This is a genomic window from Streptomyces sp. NPDC006393 (assembly GCF_040628575.1).
Classification (GTDB): Bacteria; Actinomycetota; Actinomycetes; order Streptomycetales; family Streptomycetaceae; genus Streptomyces.
In genome coordinates this window covers 1-15089 of the sequence record NZ_JBEXZD010000028.1, presented here as the reverse complement: position 1 = coordinate 15089, position 15089 = coordinate 1, and the positions used below count along the sequence as shown (strand labels likewise).

The window sequence follows — 15089 nt, the reverse complement described above, 5'->3', positions numbered from 1 at the left end:
GTGGACCAGGAGCTCCGGTCCTGAGGCCGTGAAAACGGGCGGCCGCTCCCATGTGTCGGGAGCGGCCGCCCGTTGGCCGGCCTGGCCGGCAGCTGGCTCGTCGTGCGAGGGATCAGCGCTCGTCTTCGGACGCGCTTGCCGGAACAGACGTCAGGCGCTCGGTCTCGTCCTGTATCTCAGCGGCGATCTTCTTGAGTTCCGGCTCGAACTTGCGACCGTGATGGGCGCAAAAGAGCAGTTCTCCGCCGCTCAGCAGGACGACGCGCAGATATGCCTGGGCGCCGCAGCGGTCGCAGCGATCAGCGGCCGTCAGCGGGCTCGCGGGGGTCAGAACAGTAGTCACGTCGCCTCTTCTCTAGCTCGACGAGCTGTCGTACCAGGGTCAACATCCAACCAGCCCCAAACGTTCCCGCTCGCGGCATTTCCTCGAAAAAATCTTCCCGAGAGGCTGTCCGTTGCCGGTTTGGCGGCGAATGTGCCGTATTACGTCTGTATGTCTTACGGGTTCGCGCTGTCGGTCATGGTCGGTCCTCCCCCGGCCGGGTTGCCGGTTGTTCAGGAGGACGTGCCCGGAGCCTAAATGGTTCATGCCTCGAAGGGAACGTGATATGTGCTTCACTCCATCGAGGTATCGAACGTGCATGCGACTCTCGACTAGTCTGTGTCGATGCAGAGGGTTGCGTTACAACGGCTCTACCAGGCCTCGGTACCCTCTGAGCGGCAACCGAAGCCGCGCCCTTACCCACCAGGGCCCAACCTGAAATTCAGCGAGGAGCGAACCGCGTGACCGCCGATACGTCCGTGCCGTCCACAGCGCTGCTGGCAGGAGCAGACCGGGACGGTTCCAACTACACCGCGCGGCACCTGCTCGTCCTCGAGGGCCTCGAAGCCGTGCGCAAGCGCCCCGGCATGTACATCGGGTCCACCGACAGCCGTGGCCTGATGCACTGCCTGTGGGAGATCATCGACAACTCCGTGGACGAGGCCCTGGCGGGCGTGTGCGACCACATCGAGGTGGTCCTGCACGACGACGGTTCGGTGGAGGTGCGGGACAACGGCCGCGGCATCCCGGTCGACGTCGAGCCCAGGACCGGACTGTCGGGCGTCGAGGTCGTCATGACCAAGCTGCACGCCGGCGGCAAGTTCGGCGGCGGCTCGTACGCGGCCTCCGGCGGTCTGCACGGCGTCGGCGCCTCCGTGGTCAACGCCCTGTCCGCCCGGCTGGACGTCGAGGTGGACCGCGGCGGCCACACCCACGCCATCAGCTTCCGGCGTGGCGTGCCCGGAGCATTCACGGGCAACGGACCCGACGCCAGGTTCGAGGCCAAGGGCGGCCTGCGCAAGGCCAAGAAGATCCCCAGGACCCGCACCGGCACGCGCGTGCGCTACTGGGCCGACCGCCAGATCTTCCTCAAGGACGCGAAACTCTCCCTGGAGACCCTGCACCAGCGCGCCCGCCAGACCGCGTTCCTGGTGCCGGGCCTGACCATCGTCGTCCGCGACGAGTACGGCCTCGGGGAGGGCGGCAGCAAGGGCGAGGAGTCCTTCCGCTTCGACGGTGGCATCAGCGAGTTCTGTGAGTACCTGGCGAGCGACAAGCCGGTCTGCGACATCCTCCGCTTCAGCGGTCAGGGCACCTTCAAGGAGACCGTTCCGGTCCTCGACGAGCACGGTCAGATGACGCCCACCGAGGTCACCCGTGAGCTCGGCGTGGACGTCGCGTTGCGCTGGGGGACCGGCTACGACACGACGCTGCGGTCCTTCGTCAACATCATCGCCACCCCCAAGGGCGGCACCCACGTCGCCGGCTTCGAGCAGGCCGTCGCCAAGACGCTCAACGAGGTGCTGCGGGCCAAGAAGCTGCTGCGCGTCGCGGAGGACGACATCGTCAAGGACGACGCGCTGGAGGGCCTCACCGCGGTCGTCACGGTCCGCCTCGCGGAGCCCCAGTTCGAGGGCCAGACCAAGGAGGTCCTCGGCACCTCGGCGGCCCGTCGCATCGTCAACAACGTGGTGACCAAGGAACTCAAGGCGTTCCTGACCTCCACCAAGCGCGATGCCGCACAGCAGGCGCGTGTGGTGCTGGAGAAGGCCGTCGCCGCCGCCCGTACGCGTATCGCCGCCCGCCAGCACAAGGACGCGCAGCGCCGCAAGACGGCTCTGGAGTCCTCCTCGCTGCCGGCCAAGCTGGCCGACTGCCGCAGCGACGACGTGGACCGTAGCGAACTGTTCATCGTCGAGGGCGACTCCGCCCTCGGTACGGCGAAGCTGGCCCGGAACTCCGAGTTCCAGGCGCTGCTGCCCATCCGCGGAAAGATCCTCAACGTCCAGAAGTCGTCCGTCACGGACATGCTGAAGAACGCCGAGTGCGGCGCGATCATCCAGGTCATAGGAGCGGGCTCGGGCCGCACCTTCGACCTCGACGCGGCCCGCTACGGCAAGATCATCATGATGACCGACGCGGACGTGGACGGCTCCCACATCCGGACCCTGCTGCTGACGCTGTTCCACCGCTACATGCGGCCGATGGTCGAGTCGGGCCGGGTGTTCGCCGCGGTGCCGCCGCTGCACCGGATCGAGCTGATCCAGCCGAAGAAGGGCCAGGACAAGTACGTCTACACGTACTCGGACCGTGAACTGCGCGACAAGCTGCTCGAGTTCCAGAGCAAGAACATCCGGTACAAGGACACGATCCAGCGGTACAAGGGCCTCGGTGAGATGGACGCCGACCAGCTGGCGGAGACCACCATGGACCCCCGCCACCGCACCCTGCGCCGGATCAACCTCTCCGATCTGGAAGCCGCGGAGGGCGTCTTCGACCTGCTGATGGGCAACGAGGTGGCGCCCCGCAAGGAGTTCATCGCGAGCTCAGCGGCCACGCTGGACCGCTCCCGCATCGACGCGTAGCCGCCCGGCCGGCCTCCCGGCCGGGCACGACGCAGGCAGGGCGCTCCGGCGCGGCCGTCATCGGAGGTTCGCGCCTTGGCTTGCCCTGCACTGCCCTGCTCTGCTCTGCTCTGCCCTGTCTTGGCCCCTGCCGGGTCTCGGTGCGGAGCCGTGCGGAACCGTCCGGCCGTGCCCCCGGCGCCCCGAGCCTGTCGCGGCCCGGCGCCTGCCTGGCCTTGTCCGGGCTCGGGGGTGCCTGTGCTTGCCTCGCTTCGGCTCAAGGCTGCCTGACGGGCTTCGTTCCGGCCGGGGGAGCCTGTCGGTCTCGTTCCGGCCAGGGGGTGTCTGACGGGGCTCGTTCCGGCCGGGGGCCTGGCGGTCGCGTTCCGGCTCGGGGGTGCCTGCCCGGCCTCGTTCCCGCCGGGGGGTGCCTGATGGCCTCGTCCCGGTCGGGCGGGGCCTGACGGCCTCGTCCTGGCCGGGGGGTGCCTGACGGTTTCGTCTCGGCCGGGGGCGGCCTGTTCCTGCCCCGTCCAGGCCGGCCGGGCTCGCTCCGTTACGGCCTTGTCCGGGCTCGCCTCCGTTCCGTTCCGGTCCGATCCTGTTCGGCCCGGCTGTGCCCCCTGTTGTCTCGTGCCTCGGCCGTACCTCGTTCCGGCGGGGGCTCGTCCGATCGGCTGCCCTGTTTCCCGCCATGCCCTGACCCCGCGCGGGCCTGCTTGGCTCTGCCTCGTCCAGCCGTGAATCCTTGTCCACTCCTGTCCTGTATCGGGCCCGGCCTGGCCCCTGTTCTGGCCCTGCTCCGCCCCTCGCACTGTGCCGTCCGGTCCCGGCTCCGCCCGGCCCGCAGGGCACGGGACAGGCCCCGTCGGCCCCGGACAGGGCGGGTTCTCCACCTGGGGGTGGAGATCGACAAGGTGCGGTTTCCACCCGCGATCCACCCCGGCTCCGATCAGCCGGACCGCGGTTTTCCGTAGCGTCGAAGACGTCGACGGCACCGTGCCGTCGGCTTCTCCTTTCCGCTCACGGAGGCTGAAGATGTCCGGGCTCGTCAACGCGCTGGTGATCGTCGCCGTCGCCGCCCTGGTGATCGTGCGGCAGTTCGCGGCACGCAGGCTCGACGCCGATCGACGCTGGTGGGTCCTGCCCGCGATACTGGCGTTCGTCGCCCTTCGCGAACCCGGCATCATCGACCCCCACCACCGAACCGAGTCCGTCGCGCTGCTCGCCGCCGAACTGCTCATAGGCCTCGGCACGGGGGCCGGCTGGGCCTGGACCACCCGCATATGGGCGGAGCCGGACGGCACGGTGTGGACCAAGAGCACCAAGGCCAGCGCGGCCGTCTGGATCGGCGGTATCGCCCTGCGTGCCGCTCTCTTCGCGCTCGGTGCCGTGCTCGGCGTGCACCAGGAGAGCGGGGCCCTGATGATCGCCCTGGCCGGCACCCTGCTGGTCCGCTCCGGGCTCCTCGTCTGGCGCACGCGTGCGCTGACCTCGGCATCCGCACCGGTCACGGCGTACCGTGGCGGCAAGCCCCGACCCGCGTGGAAGGAGCGTGTGTGACGGAGAACGCCTGGACGCGCTGGCCCTCACCGGAAGCGCTGGGCCGCGTGGGCCTCTCACAGCCCCGACGCCTGCTCAGCTGGGTCGTGCGGGTGCTGGTGGCCGGCGGGCTGCTGTGGGGCGCCGTCAGCAGCAGACGGATTCCCCTCTGGGGGGAAGTCCTGGCGGCTGCGGGTGTCCTCGTGGTGGCGGCCGCCGCCTGGGCCTTCTTCCGGACCACGCTCGCGCACCGGCTCCTGCCCTCCCTGGCCCTCATCGCGGTGCTGCTGGGCATGGCGGTCGCAGCCGATGCCACCGGCTTCAAGGTGCCCGCCCTCGTCATCTGGTGCGGTTGCGCGGTAGGCGCGCTGGAGAGAATGCCCCTGACCGCCGCCGCGCCCGTGACAGCGGTCTCCCTGACCGCGTACAGCCTGGTCAATGACGACAAGTTGCTGACAACCGTCGTCACGAGCGTCGGCCTCGCCCTCGCCGGGTATGTCCTGCGGCTCGACGCCGAGGCCCGCGGGAACGCCCAGCGGCTGCTCGCCCAGGAGCGGGCCGCGCGCGCGGCGGAGGCGGAGTCGGCGGCACTGGCCGAGCGGGCCAGGATCGCCCGGGAGATCCACGACGTGCTGGCCCACAGCCTCTCGGCGCAGCTCGTGCACCTGGAGGCCGCCCGGCTGCTCGTCGAGCGCGGGGCGGACCGCGAGCAGATCCTCGAGCGGGTGGTGGCGGCGCGGGGCATGGCCCGTGACGGTCTTGCCGAGACCCGGCAGGCGCTGTCCGCCCTGCGCGGCGACCTGACCCCGCTCGAGGACTTTCTCGACGAGCTCGTCGGGGTGAACGGCGGTGCCGAGGTCACCATCTCGGGTGAACGCAGACCGCTGCCCGCCGAGGCCTCACAGGCCGTGCGCAGGGTCGCGCAGGAAGCCCTCACCAACGTCCGCAAGCACGCGCCGGGCGCCAAGGTGCGGGTCCGGCTGGACTACGGCGAACACCAGGTGATGCTCGACGTACGGGACTCGGGGGGCAAACCGGGCGAGCTCGCCGCAGCCGGAGGCGGGTACGGTCTGCTGGGCATGCGGGAGCGTGCGGAGCTGCTGGGCGGTTCGCTGGAGGCGGGACCGCACGAGGAGGGGTTCGCGGTGACGTTGAAGGTGCCGGTGTGAGCGAGGAGGCCGGCAGGAAGCCCGCGCGGGTGGTGGTGGCGGACGACCAGACGGTTGTCCGGGAGGGCATCGTGATGCTGCTGGGTCTGCTGCCCGGGATCGAGGTCGTGGGCTCCGCGGGGGACGGGCACGAGGCGGTGCAACTCGTCGCGGAACTCGCTCCCGACGTGGTCCTGATGGATCTGCGGATGCCCCGGTGCGACGGTGTGGAGGCCACCCGGCGTATCCGGTCGGAGCACCCGGGGACACAGGTCGTGGTCCTGACGACCTACGCGGACGACGAGTCGTTGTTTCCGGCCCTCCGCGCGGGAGCCCGCGGGTATCTCACCAAGGACGCGGGTGGTGACGAGATCGTCCGGGCGGTGGAGAGCGTGCTCTCCGGTGACGCCGGGCTGTCGCCGAGTATCCAGCGGCGGCTGCTGGAGCGGCTGTCCGAGCCGGAGCCCGCGCCCGAGTCGGCCCCCGCCGCCGAGGCGCCGGACGGACTCACGGCACGGGAGTGCGAGGTGCTGGTCCTGATCGCGGAGGGCCTGACCAACCAGGAGATCGCCCGCCGGCTGCATGTCTCCACGGCGACGGTGAAGACCCACATCAACAATCTCTTCGCCAAGGCCGGCCTCAAGGACCGGGCGCAGGCGGTGCGTTACGCCTACGCGAACGGGATGGTGCGGCCGCCGACCAGGTGAGTCACCTGATGGGGTGAAGAGCGGGGAGAAGAGAAGTCGTGGAACTTCCCGTTCTGTCCATCCTTGGGCATGCAGTCGAGCAACGGCCGTCCCCACGGGGACGGGGGCGGTCCCGAGAACACGTCGGGGCACCAGGACGGGCAGGACCCACCACCCGAGGACATGAGGTTCCGCGACCCCTGGTACGACGCGCTGGCTTCCGGATGGGGTGAGGGAGACGCTACCGGTGCTCCCGTGGCACCCGTGCCGGCGGCACGCCGGGAGGGACAAACCGCGCCGCGTGTCGGCGCGGCGGCCGAGGTGTACCTGGAGGTGCAGCGCAGCGCGGCGTTCCAGGAGGTGCGCAGCCGCTACCGGAGGTTCGTGGTGCCGGCGGTCGCGGTGTTCTTCGTCTGGTACGTGGCGTACGTCGTGGCCGCGACGACCGCGCCGGGGTTCATGGCGCGGCCGGTGGCGGGCGCGGTGAACGTGGCGCTGCTCGCGGGGCTGGGACAGTTCCTCACCACCTTCCTGTTCGCCTGGGCCTACGCACGGCACGCCCGGCTGCGCCGGGACCGGGCCGCGCTGGAACTGCGCTGGGACACCCAGGAACTCACGCGGGGCGCCGCCCAGGGCGGTGCGTCGTGACCGGAGACCACCAGACCCTGGCACTGCTGCTGTTCAGTGTGTTCGTCGCGATCACGCTGGCCATCACCACCTGGGTGAGCCGCCACCGGCACGGTTCGGCGGAGGAGTTCTACGCGGGCGGCCGGCTGTTCTCTCCCATGGAAAATGGTTTTGCCATCGCGGGTGACTACGCCTCGGCCGCCTCCTTCCTCGGGGTCCCCGGACTGATCGTGCTGTTCGGCTACGACGGCGTGCTCTATGTGGTGGGCTTCCTGGTCGGCTGGCTGGTGGTGCTGTTCCTCGTCGCGGAACTCGTCCGCAACTGCGGCCGGTTCACGCTCGCCGACGTGGTCGCGGCACGGATGAGCGAACGGCCGGTGCGGATCGCGGCGGGAACCTCCTCGGTCACCGTGTCCGTTCTGTACCTGGTGGCGCAGATGGTGGGCGCGGGCAGCCTGGTGGCCCTGCTCCTCGGACGCACGGGCGGGGCGGCGCAGGCATGGACCGTCATCGGTGTCGGCGCGCTGATGGTGATCTATGTGTCGTTGGGAGGGATGCGCGCCACCACCTGGATCCAGATCGTCAAGGCGGTCGTGCTGCTGGGCGGCACCGTCGTGCTGACCGTGCTCGTCATGGTCCGGTTCCACGGCGACATCGACCGGCTGCTGGTCACCGCGGCCGAGCACAGCGGCCACGGGGACGCCTTCCTGGCACCGGGGCTCAAGTACGGCGGGGACTGGACGGCCCGCCTGGACTTCATCAGCCTCGGCCTCGCGCTGGTGCTCGGCACGGGCGGGCTGCCGCACATCCTGTCCCGCTTCTACACCGTGCCGACCGCGCGCGCCGCCCGCCGTTCGGCGATCTGGTCCATCGGGCTCATCGGCGCCTTCTACCTGATGACGATCGTCCTCGGCTTCGGCGCCGCGGCGATCGTCGGACCGGAGGCGGTCCGGGGGTCGAACGCGGCCGGGAACACCGCGGTTCCGCTGCTCGCCCTGAATCTGGGTGGCGGCGCGGCTTCCACGGGCGGCACCGTCCTGTTCGCGGTCGTGGCCGCCGTCGCCTTCGCCACCATCCTCGCGGTGGTCGCCGGGATCACGCTCGCCTCCTCGGCATCGGTGGCCCACGACCTGTACGCGTCGCTGCGGCGCCGAAGCGGACGGCAGCGCGGTGAGGTCGCCGTGGCACGGGTCGCAGCCGTCGGCATCGGCGTGGTCGCCATCGGCCTCGGTCTGCTCGCCCGCGATCTCAACGTCGCGTTCCTGGTCGGTCTCGCCTTCGCCGTCGCCGCCTCCGCGAACCTGCCCGTACTGCTCTACTCGCTCTTCTGGCGCGGTTTCACGACCCGCGGCGCGGTGTGGGCCGTCTACGGCGGGCTGATCCCGGCCCTGGTGCTGGTCGTGCTCTCACCGGTGGTCTCCGGCAGCCCCGACTCGCTGTTCCCCGGTGTCGACTTCCAGTACTTCCCGTTGCAGAACCCGGGCATCGTCTCCGTCCCGCTGGGGTTCCTCGCCGGCTGGCTCGGCACCGTCAGCTCCGCCGAGCCGCCGGACGAGGCCAAGCACGCCGAGACGGAGGTACGGTCGCTGACGGGAGCGGGGGCCGTTTAGCGCCTCTCGTCCGGGCCAGGACTTTCGTCCGGGCCAGGACTTTCGTCCGGGCCAGGACCGGCGGGCACCGGGAAACGGCCGGCCCCGCGGTCGTCGCAACGCCGAGCGGACCGCACGACGCGCCCTACGGTGCCACCCAGGCGTAGCGGTGCTCCGGGCGTCCGGTGTCGCCGTACTTCAGGGACAGGCGCAGGCGGCCGGCCTGTTCCAGGTGGCGGAGGTAGCGCTGGGCGGTGGAGCGGCTCAGACCGGTGCGGGCGGCCACCTCGTGGGCCGACAGCGGCTCGTCTGCGCCGTGCAGCACACCGCAGATGAGGTCCGTCGTCGGCTCCGAGTGGCCGCTGGGCAGCCCGGGGGTGGACGGCGCGGGTGTGGTGCGCAGCGCACCGAAGATCCGGTCCACCTGCTCCTGCCCGGCCACCCCCCGCCCGCCGACGCGGTCGACGGTGCGGCGCAGCGCGGCGTAGGACTCCAGGCGGGTGCGCAGCGCCGCGAACGTGAAGGGTTTGACCAGGTAGTGCAGCGCTCCCAGGCGCATCGCCTGCTGCACGGTCGCCACGTCGCCGGCCGCCGTGATCATGATGACGTCGGTGCCCAGACCCTGCTCCCGCATGCGGTGGACGAGTTCGAGGCCCGTCCGGTCGGGCAGGTAGTGGTCGAGCAGGACCAGGTCGATGCCGCCGCGCTGCACGCTGGTCAGTGCCTGCGCGGCACTGTGCGCGCGGGCGGTCACCCGGAAGCCGGGAACCTTTCCCACGTACTTGGCGTTGATCTCGGCGACACGGAAGTCGTCGTCGACCACCAGGACGTCAATCATCGGGCCTCTTTCTCCCAAGGCCAGGCGAGCGTTCAGCCCGTGTTTCGGCTCCGTTGTTGTAGCGCGAGCAAAACGAGCACAACAGATGCTTGCGAGCAAAAGAACGGCTTGTGCCCACAAGACTGCTGCTGTGGCCGGGGCCACACCTACCGTCCCGGGCCATGAGCACAGACACCAGCCCCGCCATCGAGCTACGGGGCGCGAGCAAAACCTTCAGGACCCCGTCCGGGGGCCTGCACACCGCTGTCAGAGACCTCGACCTCACCGTTCGGCGGGGCGAGTTCGTGGCGGTGGTCGGCCCCACCGGCTGCGGCAAGTCGACCACGCTGACCCTGGTCAGCGGCCTCGAGGAGCCCACTCACGGCGATGTGCTGGTGGCCGGCGAACCGGTGAGCGGCGTCGGCGGCAAGGTCGGCTTCGTCTTCCAGCAGGACGCCACGTTCCCCTGGCGTACGGTGCTGTCCAACGTGATGGCCGGACCCCGCTTCCGCGGCGTACCGAAGGCGGAGGCGAAGGAGAAGGCGCGCGCATGGCTGGCGCGGGTCGGGCTCGCCGCCTTCGAGGACCGCTACCCGCACCAGCTCTCCGGCGGTCAGCGCAAGCGCGTCGCCCTTGCCGCCACCTTCGTCAACGACCCCGAGATCCTGCTGATGGACGAGCCGTTCTCGGCGCTCGACGTGCAGACCCGGGCGCTGATGTCGGACGAGCTCCTGGAGCTGTGGGAGGGCACGGGCGCCTCGGTCGTCTTCGTCACCCACGACCTGGAGGAGGCCATCGCGCTGGCCGACAAGGTCGTCGTGATGACGGCCGGTCCCGCGACCGTCAAGCAGATCTTCGACATCGACCTGCCCCGCCCGCGCAAGGTCGAGCAGGTGCGCCTGCAGACGCAGTTCATCGAGATCTACCGCGAGATCTGGGAGTCCCTCGGCGAAGAGGTCCGGATCACCCGCGAAAGAGGTGCCGCCCATGTCGCCTGAGGTCCTCAGCACACCGGTCGCCGACACGGCGAAGACCCCCGACCGGGCGCACTCCCGGGCCCGGGCGGCCCGCAGGCGCAAGGCCGTCATCACCTTCGCGCGCGTGCTGCTGCTGGTGGCCGTCCTCGGTCTGTGGGAGGTGCTCTCCCGCGCGAAGGTCATCGATCCGTTCAACTTCTCGATGCCCTCGCAGATCTGGGACCAGATCTGGACCTGGATCACGCACGGCACGGCGCTCGGATCGCTCGGCGAGCAGATCTGGTACACGCTCTACGAGGCGCTGCTCGGCTGGGTGTTCGGTGTCGTGGCGGGTGTGGTCCTCGGTATCGCGCTCGGACGCATCAGGTTCCTCGCCGATGTGCTCGGCCCCTACATCAAGGTGCTCAACTCCATCCCGAGGATCGTCCTCGCCCCGATCTTCGTGATCTGGTTCGGGCTCGGGCCGATCTCCAAGGTCGCCTCGGCGGTGGTCCTCGTCTTCTTCCCGGTGTTCTTCAACGCCTTCCAGGGCGCCCGTGAGGTCGACCGCAACCTGGTGGCCAACGCCCGGATCCTGGGCGCCAGCGACCGCAGGGTGACCTTCCAGGTGGTCATTCCGTCCGCGACCTCGTGGATCTTCACCAGCCTCCACGTCAGTTTCGGCTTCGCCCTCATCGGTGCCATCGTCGGTGAGTACATCGGCGCCACCCGGGGCATCGGCCTGCTCGTCGCGCAGTCCCAGGGCACCTTCAACGCCGCCGGTGTGTACGCCGCGATGGTCATCCTGGCCGCGGTCGCGCTCGTCGCCGAGGGCCTGCTCACCTTCGCCGAGCGGCGCATCTTCCGCTGGAAGCCCGCGGACTCCGGGCACTGACCCCGACCGCCGCCGCGACCACCGTCCCGTCGAAGCCCGTCTTTCGAAGCCTTTTCTCCCGCTTTCTCCCGCTCTCGACGCCTTTTCTCCCGCACCGCCCTCTCACAAGGACGTGAAACCGCCATGCGCAAGTCCGCCAGATTCGCCGCTTCGGCCGCCGCCGGCCTGCTCGCCCTGTCCTCCCTGACCGCCTGTGCCAACGACGCGGCCGGCTCGACCGCCGACAGCGGCGGGGGCGACGGCAAGGGCGAGCACGTCAAGATCATGGTCGGTGGCCTGGACAAGGTCATCTACATGCCCGCGATGCTCACCCAGCGCCTCGGCTACTTCTCCGCGGAGGGCCTCGACGTCGAGCTGCTGAGCGAGCCCGCCGGTGTCCAGGCCGAGACCGCGCTCGTCTCCGGCCAGGTGCAGGGCGCCGTCGGCTTCTACGACCACACCCTCGACCTGCAGGTCAAGGGCAAGGCCGTCGAGTCCGTGGTCCAGTTCTCGCACGCCCCCGGCGAGGTGGAGGTCGTCTCCAGCAAGGCGGCCGGCAAGATCAGTTCACCGAAGGACTTCAAGGGCAAGAAGCTCGGCGTCACCGGCCTCGGCTCCTCGACCGACTTCCTCACCAAGTACCTCGCGGTCAAGAACGGTGTGAATGTCAGTGAGTTCTCTCCGGTCGCCGTCGGGGCCGGACCGACCTTCATCTCCGCCCTCCAGAAGGGCTCGATCGACGCCGGTATGACGACCGACCCGACCGTCGCGACGATCCTGGACAAGAAGGCCGGCAAGGTCCTGATCGACATGCGGACCCCGGAGGGATCGCAGGCGGCGCTCGGTGGCCCGTACCCGTCGTCAAGCCTGTACATGCAGACCGACTGGGTCAACGGTCACAAGGAGACCGTCCAGAAGCTGGTCAATGCGTTCGTCAAGACGCTCAAGTGGATGTCCACCCACAGCGCCTCCGAGATCGCCGCCAAGATGCCCGCGGACTACTCCCAGGGCAACAAGACGCTCTACGCCGAGGCGATCAAGAGCACCCTGCCCATGTTCACCAAGGACGGCGTCATGCCGGCGAACGGCCCGGAGACCGTCGAGAAGGTCCTCAAGGCGTTCAACCCCAACATCAAGAACGCCAAGGTGGACCTGAGCAAGACATTCACCACCGAGTTCGTCGAGAAGGCCACCGGCTGACATCCGTATGCACAGGGGGACACGCGCTCTTCCCCCGCCCCACGAGCCGTGTCCTCAGACGCGGGTCGCCCACACGTAACGGTGTTCCGGGCGGCCCGCGTCGCCGTATTTCAGGGTCAACCTGACCTGCCCGGTGCGCTCCAGCAGCTTCAGATAGCGCTGGGCCGTCTGCCGGCTCACCCCGGTCCGGTCGGCGATCTCCTGGGCCGACAGGGGGCCCTCGGCCGCCATCAGCGACTGGCGGACAAGGGCGGCGGTGGTGGGGGAGTGCCCCTTGGGCAGCCCGGGATCGGCCGGGGCGGACAGTGCTCCGAAGATCCGGTCCACCTCGGACTGCTCCGCCTCGCCGCCGCCGTCCAGCGTGCGGCGCAGCCGGGCGTACGCCTCCAGCTTGGACCGCAGTCCCGCGAAGGCGAACGGCTTGACCAGGTACTGCAACGCGCCGTGCCGCATCGCGGCCTGGACGGTCGCCACGTCCCGGGCCGCCGTCACCATGATCACGTCGGTCTGGTGCCCGCGGCGGCGCATCTCCCGCACGACCGCCAGACCCGTCTCGTCGGGCAGGTAGTGGTCCATGAGGACCAGGTCCATGCGCGGCAGCGTCTCCAGCAGGCGCAGCGCCTCGGCCGCGCTGTGCGCCTGCCCCGCGACGTGGAAGCCCGGCACCTTCTCGACGTAGGCCGCGTTGACCCGCGCCACCCGGGCGTCGTCGTCCACGACCAGCACCTCGATCACCGCGACTCCTCCCCGGCGGTCTCGACGGTGGCGGTGAGGGAGGGTTCCGGCCCTGCGGACGCGGGGCCCGCGGACGGCGGATCCATGGACGACGGATCCATGGACGCCGGGTCCACCGGCGCCAGGTCCGGCTCCGCGAGCGCCTCCGGGAGCACGACCGTGAACTCCGCGCCGCCGCCGGGTGCCTCGCCCACCGCCGCACGGCCTCCCTGCCGCTCGGCGAGCCGGCGCACCAGGGAGAGCCCGATGCCGCGCTGGCCGTGCGCGGGAGGCTGCTTGGTGGACCACCCTTCCGTGAAGATCAGGTCCCGCTGGTCCGCCGGGATCCCCGGCCCGGTGTCACGCACCCTGAGCACGGCGGTACGTCCCTCGGCGCGCACTTCGACCTCCACGCGCGCGTGCGGGGTCGCCGCGACGGCGTCGAGCGCGTTGTCGACCAGGTTGCCGACGACCGTCACCAGGCCCCGGGGATCGACCAGCCGGTCCGGCAGCCGGGTCCGGTCCGAGACCCACAGTGCGACGCCGCGCTCGGCCGCGACGGTCGCCTTGCCGACCAGAAGGGCGGCGATCAACGGGTCCTGGATCTTCTCGGTGACCTGTTCCGCCGTGGCCCGGTGGTCGCCGACGACCTCCCCGACGAACTCCACCGCGTCGTCGTACATCTCCAGCTCCAGCAGCCCGAGCAGGGTGTGCATGCGGTTGGCGTGCTCGTGGTCCTGCGCGCGCAGGGCGTCGATCAGACCGCGGGTGGAGTCCAGTTCCCGGCCCAGCTGCTCCAGCTCGGTGCGGTCGCGCAGCGTGGCGACGGCGCCCCCGTCGTCGGTGGGCATGCGGTTGGCGACCAGGACGCGCTGCCCGCGCACGGTGAGCAGGTCGGTGCCCGTGACCCGTCCGGCCAGGACGTCGGTCGTACGGCCGTCGCCGAGCGCCTCGTCCAGCGACAGGCCGACCGCCTCGTCACCGATGCCGAGCAGGCGCCGCGCCTCGTCGTTGAGCAGCCGGACACGGCCGTCGCGGTCGAGGGCCACGACGCCCTCCCGGATGCCGTGCAGCATCGCCTCGCGCTCGGCGAGCAGGGCCGCGATGTCCGAGAAGGCCAGATCCCTGGTCTGCCGCTGGACCCTCCGGGAGATCAGCCAGGCGGCCAGCGCGCCGACCGCCAGCGCACCGCCCGCGTAGGCGAGCAGCCCCGGTATGGCGTCGATCAGCCTGGCGCGGACGCTGTCGTAGGCGATGCCCACCGACACCGCCCCGATGATGCGGTGGTGGTCGTCGTACAGCGGCACCTTGCCGCGGGCGGAGCGGCCCAGGGTGCCGGTGTCGATCTGCATGACCTTCCTGCCCGCCAGTGCGGGAGTGGGGTCCGTCGAGACGATCCGGCCGATCTGCTTCGGATCGGTGTGCGACCAGCGCACGCCCCGCACGTCCATCACCACGACGTACTCGGCGGAGGTCTCCTTCCGGATCCGCTCCGCCTCCCTCTGCACCGGCCCGTCGACGGCCGGCGCGGTGTTCTGGAGGTCGTGTGCGACCTGAGGGTTCTGTGCGGTGGTCTCGGCGATGGCGAGCGCGCGGCGCATCGCCTGGTCGTCCAGCTGGTTGCTGAGCGGCGCGAGGAACAGCCCGGTGGCCAGCACCGCCACTCCCGCGGCGATCGCCAACTGCATCACCAGCACCTGCGAGAACACCCGTCGTGGCAGGCCAAGGCGCAGGCGGCGGGCGGGGGGAGTGGGGCTCATGCCCATGACGGTACGTCGGCGAGCGGGCGCTGCCCCAGGGGGTTGTGGCGTGGATCTCGTGACCGGATCCCGATCGTGGCGCGGGTCGCGTCCGCAGCACACCCGGCCCGTGCACCGGGACCCGGCGCGGTCACATGGTCGGGTGTCAGCGAGCGGGCGCACCGGGACCCGGCGCGGTCACATGGTCGGGTGTCAGCGAGCGGGCGCACCGGGACCCCGCGCGGTCACATGGTCCGGTGTCAGCGGCCGGGCGCCGACCGGGCGACCGTCGGTTCGCGTACGGCCGTCAC

13 protein-coding genes are annotated in these 15089 nt (G+C 70.5%); 9 read left to right on the top strand and 4 right to left on the bottom strand.

Features of this window, described 5'->3' with window-relative positions; translation table 11 throughout:
• Nucleotides 1-112: 112 nt before the first annotated feature.
• Complete coding sequence (locus ABZ484_RS14620; RefSeq protein WP_030171920.1) at nt 113-343, bottom strand: hypothetical protein; 231 nt, start codon at nt 341-343, stop codon at nt 113-115.
• Between the two features lie 440 nt (nt 344-783).
• On the opposite strand from ABZ484_RS14620, the gene ABZ484_RS14615 reads away from it, so the two are divergent.
• The 6 genes from ABZ484_RS14615 (at nt 784) to ABZ484_RS14590 (ending at nt 8499) form a co-directional block, all read left to right on the top strand.
• A complete protein-coding gene (locus ABZ484_RS14615) occupies nt 784-2907 on the top strand; it encodes a DNA topoisomerase IV subunit B (protein WP_358866234.1) in 2124 nt (707 codons plus the stop codon).
• A 1017-nt stretch (nt 2908-3924) separates the two neighbouring features.
• Entirely contained in the window at nt 3925-4449 is a 525-nt protein-coding gene (locus ABZ484_RS14610) for a DUF1453 domain-containing protein (protein WP_358866233.1), read from the top strand.
• On the top strand, nt 4446-5597 hold the full coding sequence (locus ABZ484_RS14605) for a histidine kinase (RefSeq protein WP_358866232.1): 1152 nt from the start codon (nt 4446-4448) through the stop codon (nt 5595-5597). The genes ABZ484_RS14610 and ABZ484_RS14605 overlap by 4 nt, the downstream gene beginning before the upstream one ends.
• Nucleotides 5594-6283, top strand: a complete 690-nt coding sequence (locus ABZ484_RS14600; protein WP_358866231.1) for a response regulator transcription factor — start codon at nt 5594-5596, stop codon at nt 6281-6283. The genes ABZ484_RS14605 and ABZ484_RS14600 overlap by 4 nt, the downstream gene beginning before the upstream one ends.
• Before the next feature lie 69 nt (nt 6284-6352).
• Complete coding sequence (locus ABZ484_RS14595) at nt 6353-6910, top strand: DUF485 domain-containing protein (protein ID WP_358866230.1); 558 nt, start codon at nt 6353-6355, stop codon at nt 6908-6910.
• Nucleotides 6907-8499: a cation acetate symporter gene (locus tag ABZ484_RS14590; protein WP_358866229.1), complete on the top strand. Its 1593-nt coding sequence runs from the start codon at nt 6907-6909 to the stop codon at nt 8497-8499. Before ABZ484_RS14595 ends, ABZ484_RS14590 begins: the two co-directional genes overlap by 4 nt.
• A gap of 124 nt (nt 8500-8623) precedes the next feature.
• Here the strand turns inward: ABZ484_RS14590 and ABZ484_RS14585 are convergent, their stop codons facing one another.
• A complete protein-coding gene (locus tag ABZ484_RS14585; RefSeq protein WP_358866228.1) occupies nt 8624-9316 on the bottom strand; it encodes a response regulator in 693 nt (230 codons plus the stop codon).
• A 161-nt stretch (nt 9317-9477) separates the two neighbouring features.
• On the opposite strand from ABZ484_RS14585, the gene ABZ484_RS14580 reads away from it, so the two are divergent.
• The 3 genes from ABZ484_RS14580 (at nt 9478) to ABZ484_RS14570 (ending at nt 12325) form a co-directional block, all read left to right on the top strand.
• Nucleotides 9478-10293 (top strand): ABC transporter ATP-binding protein, encoded by an 816-nt coding sequence (locus ABZ484_RS14580; protein ID WP_358866227.1) that lies wholly within the window; start codon nt 9478-9480, stop codon nt 10291-10293.
• The gene (locus ABZ484_RS14575) at nt 10283-11146 is read left to right on the top strand and encodes an ABC transporter permease (RefSeq protein ID WP_358866226.1); all 864 of its coding nucleotides are present in this window, start codon (nt 10283-10285) and stop codon (nt 11144-11146) included. The genes ABZ484_RS14580 and ABZ484_RS14575 overlap by 11 nt, the downstream gene beginning before the upstream one ends.
• Before the next feature lie 123 nt (nt 11147-11269).
• Nucleotides 11270-12325 (top strand): ABC transporter substrate-binding protein, encoded by a 1056-nt coding sequence (locus ABZ484_RS14570; RefSeq protein WP_358866225.1) that lies wholly within the window; start codon nt 11270-11272, stop codon nt 12323-12325.
• A 54-nt stretch (nt 12326-12379) separates the two neighbouring features.
• On the opposite strand, the gene ABZ484_RS14565 is transcribed toward ABZ484_RS14570, so the two are convergent.
• Nucleotides 12380-13060, bottom strand: a complete 681-nt coding sequence (locus ABZ484_RS14565) for a response regulator (protein WP_358866224.1) — start codon at nt 13058-13060, stop codon at nt 12380-12382.
• The gene (locus ABZ484_RS14560; protein WP_358866223.1) at nt 13057-14799 is read right to left on the bottom strand and encodes a sensor histidine kinase; all 1743 of its coding nucleotides are present in this window, start codon (nt 14797-14799) and stop codon (nt 13057-13059) included. Before ABZ484_RS14560 ends, ABZ484_RS14565 begins: the two co-directional genes overlap by 4 nt.
• Nucleotides 14800-15089: the final 290 nt, after the last annotated feature.